Genomic DNA, 4,370 nt, shown 5'->3' with positions numbered 1-4,370 from the left:
ANGAAATTGGTTCTCAATGAAAATGGCAAACAAGTTCTCAATCATGCTCAAAAAATCTTTAGGCAATCAGAAGAGCTCATCGAGTCCGTTAAAAGTGAACATATTAATACTCAGAAGATTATAAAAATTGGAGTTATTCCCTGGATCTCAAATGATCAGATTCTTGAATTTATCAAACCTGCTCTGGCCAATAAATATATCAAGCTAGAGGTTTACCAAAAAGACCTAGAAACTCTTATCAAAGAGATCAAGTCCAATAAACTTGATCTCATAATCTGCGACTCTCAATACTCAGGTCGCTCAAAGAAAATTCGCGGCCAAATACTCTACACAGATAAAATCTTTTGCCTCTGCTCTTCCAAACTTAAGAAGACCAAACGCTTCCCTAAAATTCTTGAGGAGAGCACTATTATTAAATATTCTGAAAATTCAATTATCAGCGAAGTCGTCGATGAGTTTTTGCAGGATGGCAATTATCGCTTTGATAATATTGCTGAATTCTCTGACACTTCTTTGATTTTGAGAACTGTTGAGAAGAGTCATTATATTAGTTTTTTGCCGGAGTCGGTTGCTAAGGATTCGATAAAGAATAAGAGGGTGAAGAAGCTTGGGGTTATTCCTGATCAGGAAGTTTCTTATTGGGCGCTTACGAATACTCAAAATAGCTCTAATAGCTACATATCAGAACTAATTGACTCCTTTAAAAACTGATACATATAAATGGGGATGAATCCGACTCATCTCCATGAAACCATTTAGGAAATACTTCAATATCCTCAACTGTGTAAAACAAAAGCAAATAAGGACCTGATTTTAAAGCTTTATATGCTTCTCACAACCCCATTTCTGTATAGCAGTTTACAAGAAATAGTTTACCTCTTTGCGAATCTTGGGTAAAACTTAGTCCTATGCTAATTTATTCAAAAACAACAGAGACATTTCTTAAGAAGATGAGATTAATGGCCACACAAATAATGGCGATTGAGATGAATCTTAAGTTTTCAGGAAAACGTGTTCTCATTAATGGAATTTACTATCCTCTAAACTTTGTCGTTTTCGAATCAAAAAATTATCTTGGCCTGTATGATCCTAAGCTCTACCAGATATCACTCAATAAGCAGCTCATGTTTGAAGTGAGTGATGATATTTTAAGGAATGTCCTTAGGCACGAATTGGCCCATTTTATGGTAGCTGTCCAATACCAGTATACAGAACAAGACCATGGTGTAGAGTTTAGAAATATTTTTAAAGCATATAATTGGGATTTGAGCTTCTCAAAATCCCAGATTGATCTTTCTAAGAGTTTAAAGAGAGATGAAAATGAAAAGCGCCTCTTAGAGAAAATTGAAAAGCTTCTAAAATTAGGACAGTCCTCTAATCAGCATGAAGCGAGTCTGGCAACAAAGAAGGCCAACGACCTCATGTTAAAGCATAATCTTGAAAACCTTGGTGCCGATGATGAAGTTAGTTACGTCAAAAGAGTCATGGAATACAAGCGAAGAAATACCAAGCATGATGCAATCTATGAGATTCTCAAAGAGTTCCAAGTCTATCCTGTTTTTAATCAAGGGCATGGCGGTGGATACTTAGAGATAATTGGATCTAAACCTAATATCCTCATTGCAGATTACCTTTGCCAGTATTTAGATCACTCGATTGACATGGTCTGGCTAGAGGCAAAGCGCGAAAACCCTAAATTAAAAGGTCAGGTCGCAAAGAACTCATTTATGAGAAGTTTTGCCTCAACTGTTGCTCAGGGTTTAAGAAAAGAGAGTCCACAATCAGGTCCTCAAGTAAGTACAAAAGATCTCATTTCTATTAAGAATGATTTACAATTGAGGGTCCAGAGAGTTTATCCTAAGCTCAGACAGAGTTATTCAAAGGGAAAAACCGATTCAGCTGCCTCGAGTGCCGGTAGCGCTAAAGGTAAAAAGTTTAAGATTTCCAAGGGCTTACAAAATAAAGGCAGTTCTTCTAAATTTCTTTCAGGAATAAATAAATCCAAGTTACAACCTCAGATATTCTAAGTATCGGAAATAACTGACATCTAATAAAAGTTAAGATTTTTTTATATAATTAAATGAAAACGCTATTATAGTTTAGTTATAAAGGTAATTGCGCTATGACGATGAAGAATAAAAAGAAGAAGGTAGACCAGCTTGTCACTTCATGTTCGATGGTTTTTAAAAGCTATCTCTATGAAGTTGTCATATCTAAAAATAAGGCCAACCTTTGGCACTTCACAGCTTCTAAAAAAGATAAGAAGTATGTGGTATATTGTGCTCCGGAGCTTGATAAAGTTAAGGGAATTATTAAAGTCGCTCTCAAAAAAGTTCCTAAAGACTCAAAGCTTGTCGTGGTTTGCAGTGGTCACAGTGAAGCAGAAAAATCTTCTGCTGAAGAAAGCGATTACACTCTCGTAACACTAGAAACAATCAAACAATATGGAACAGAAATGATTGAAGCCCGCTCAAGGGAGCCTGTTTAAACTGCTCCCTTTACGTGGGGTTCAGCCCACCCAAATAATCCAAATTATAAAAACAAATAAAGATATCAATATGTACTTGCAGCATATCGACTCTCTTCGTGGTTGTTGCAAGCGTGTTTTTAGTGGAAGAATTTCAGGTAGAATTTGGGCAGTTATAAATTATAACTACCATATGCAATATGCTGAAAAACTAAAATGAGTTATCTATTTAATAGTACGAGGAAATATATCGCCTCTTAGCTTTTTTTGATAAGAAGCTTCTAGTTACTTACACCATTTTACTGGAGCAGTTTCTACACTTCCTTCTTGTCTGGTCCGTGGACCCACTTGTGCTGCTGCCCAATAACCCTAAACATGGCCCCATGACTCTCATTCAAGGACTGGACAAGCTCAAATCGTTCCATTGGAAACTCTTCAGACGGTTCATAGCAAGGAGTCAGGACCCAAGGAAAGTCCATTGTTTCACTCTGTGCTAAAACTTCGTTATAAGCATCATAAGTCGCCTTAAAATCTGCTTCATCGGCAATCACGGCCTTAACCTGAAACTTATTCCCAAACTGCTTATTCAACTTCACAATATTTTCAACGCGAGTTCTCACTCCTGTTGATGGAGTTTTAAAATCAAAGCTAATATAATCGATAACATCGAAAATTGAATTTACGACACGAACACCGGCCGCTTCAATATTTACAAACCAACCTTTCTTCTTTAAAAAACCGGCCAGTTCTAAAACTTGTTTTTCATGTTTTGGATGAAGAGGATCTCCCCCAGTGATAGAAACTCTTTTGATTCTTCCATCAAATGATTGCTCAAGAATTCTTTGCCAAACTTCTTCAAGCGAAATGAATTCACCAGTAAAGTCCCAAGTATCTTTAGAGTCACAATTAACACAACCAATGGCACAACCTTGGAAGCGCACGAAGACCTGAGGTGTTCCGATATGAACTCCTTCTCCCTCAGTGGCCCTATAAATTGCATTGATGAGATAACTCTTTTCCATTCGTGCCTTATACCATAGCTAAGCTGCTAATACTATGTAAGAAAATCAATATAAGTAAGTCCTACAGGGTTTCATTGTCTGTAAGTGACTGATATACTTTATTTATGAACATTGAAGCTGTTTTTAATGACATTATCGCTGATTTGCAGGCCAATAAGAGGCCTCAGATCAAGCTCCAGCAAGAGGACTTAGAGCATCTGGCAAAGAGCTGGCAAGAGATCAATCAGTCTGAGCAATGGGCCGATCTCTTTAAGATTCTTTGCATTCTCGATAACACAATTAGTTTGAGTCCCATTTTTACGACTTCGATTTTAGAGACTCTTGAAAAATGTCGTGACTCTGAAATTCTTGTCTTGGTTCTCGGTGCTGCGAGAAAACATATTATTGATGAATCACACAAGCGTGGCGAGAGAGTTCAAATGAACTTCTTAAATGGACTTAAGAACTTACTTCAACATAAAGACCCAGAGGTTCTCGAGTGGACGCTAAGACTTATTGAATCCCTTGGTAGCCAGGCCATTATTTTAAGGCCGGATGTCCTAGCGGCAAAACCTGGGTTTATGGCCGTCTTCAATGAGCATAAGAAGGCCGCAAAACAAATCATCGAGCTTTTAGAAAGAAAGTGGCAGAGGTAGTTATGGATAACTTTGATACTCAAAAACAATATGAAAAACTTCAATCAGCAACTAATGCAGCTGAACAAAGAATGTTTGCACCGGAGCCTGAGCAAGAAATCAAAGTTCAGATTTTTCCTGACAAGAGTGTCTCTCCCGCAAAGTTTATTCCAAATCAAACAATGCCAGGAACATTTAGGGCCCATCCAGTGACTATTCGCGCAATGCGCGCTGATATTTTCGCTGGGGCAAATAATGAGCTCTTTG

General features: G+C 37.6%; 6 protein-coding genes. 5 read left to right on the top strand and 1 reads right to left on the bottom strand.

The window, feature by feature from the left end:
- From M901_RS14175 to M901_RS14165, 3 genes are all read left to right on the top strand, one after another.
- A partial coding sequence (locus M901_RS14175; protein WP_157680039.1) for a substrate-binding domain-containing protein occupies positions 1-711 on the top strand: 711 nt, incomplete at its 5' end.
- Between the two features lie 197 nt (positions 712-908).
- Positions 909-2,027: a DUF2786 domain-containing protein gene (locus tag M901_RS14170; protein ID WP_021278896.1), complete on the top strand. Its 1,119-nt coding sequence runs from the start codon at positions 909-911 to the stop codon at positions 2,025-2,027.
- Positions 2,028-2,128: 101 nt separating this feature from the next.
- Entirely contained in the window at positions 2,129-2,488 is a 360-nt protein-coding gene (locus M901_RS14165) for a hypothetical protein (RefSeq protein ID WP_157680037.1), read from the top strand.
- Positions 2,489-2,781: 293 nt separating this feature from the next.
- Here the strand turns inward: M901_RS14165 and M901_RS14160 are convergent, their stop codons facing one another.
- Entirely contained in the window at positions 2,782-3,489 is a 708-nt protein-coding gene (locus M901_RS14160) for a 7-carboxy-7-deazaguanine synthase QueE (protein WP_021278890.1), read from the bottom strand.
- Positions 3,490-3,593: 104 nt separating this feature from the next.
- Here M901_RS14160 and M901_RS14155 point away from each other — a divergent pair, with 104 nt between their 5' ends.
- Positions 3,594-4,124: a hypothetical protein gene (locus M901_RS14155; protein WP_021278894.1), complete on the top strand. Its 531-nt coding sequence runs from the start codon at positions 3,594-3,596 to the stop codon at positions 4,122-4,124.
- 2 nt (positions 4,125-4,126) lie between these two features.
- Positions 4,127-4,370, top strand: a 244-nt coding sequence (locus M901_RS14150) for a hypothetical protein (RefSeq protein ID WP_021278895.1), incomplete at its 3' end; no start/stop codon positions are given.

Origin of the sequence: Bacteriovorax sp. DB6_IX, from assembly GCF_000447775.1 — a bacterium.
Taxonomy (GTDB): Bacteria; Bdellovibrionota; Bacteriovoracia; order Bacteriovoracales; family Bacteriovoracaceae; genus Halobacteriovorax_A.
Note: the sequence above shows the minus strand (reverse complement) of the source record. Positions and strands in the feature narration are given on the sequence as shown.